The organism is Psychrobacter sp. 1U2 (assembly GCF_051847575.1).
This window is the reverse complement of record NZ_JBPYDC010001473.1, coordinates 1-594: the sequence shown is the minus strand read 5'-3', so window position 1 is coordinate 594 and position 594 is coordinate 1. Positions and strand designations below refer to the sequence as shown.

1 protein-coding gene and 1 pseudogene are annotated in these 594 nt (G+C 34.0%); both read left to right on the top strand.

All coding sequences use genetic code 11. The features are described 5' to 3' along the window. Positions 1-227, top strand: a pseudogene (gene secY / locus ACS8FD_RS22705) (preprotein translocase subunit SecY); the annotation flags it as partial. 30 nt (positions 228-257) lie between these two features. Continuing rightward, entirely contained in the window at positions 258-374 is a 117-nt protein-coding gene (rpmJ, locus tag ACS8FD_RS22700; RefSeq protein WP_010196721.1) for a 50S ribosomal protein L36, read from the top strand. Positions 375-594 lie beyond the last annotated feature (220 nt).

Sequence of the window (594 nt, the reverse complement as noted above, 5' to 3'; positions counted from 1 at the left end):
ATCATGTATTAAATCGATTAACTTTTATCGGTGCGATATACATGACGGTTATTTGTTTAATGCCAATGGTTATCCAATCATCATTTGGAGTACCATTTAATCTTGGCGGTACATCGTTACTGATTATGGTGGTTGTAGTTATGGATTTCATATCGCAAATTCAAGCGCATTTGATGACCCATCAATATCATGATCAGACGTTAATTCAGTCGCCTACTCAATCTTAAAGAGTAGTGTGATATTTCAAGGAGCATGCTATGAAAGTTCAAGCATCAGTTAAAAAGATTTGTGGTAGCTGTAAGGTTGTACGCCGTAAAGGTCGTGTCCATATCATTTGCACAGCAGAACCACGCCACAAGCAGCGTCAAGGTTAATAGATAGTAGTATAGGTGAACATACCTTAACTATAAAAAAATTAATACTTGAATTATAACGGCGGATGCGATATCATCCGCCACTTGCCGTAGTTTATGCTAACTCATTTATTAACCTAATTTATAAATAAACTTGTTATTAAGTTAAAATATTAATAGTGGCGTAAAAGAATTAGTATTAACAGCAATAAATCTGAGAAATGATGTTTATTTACGAATA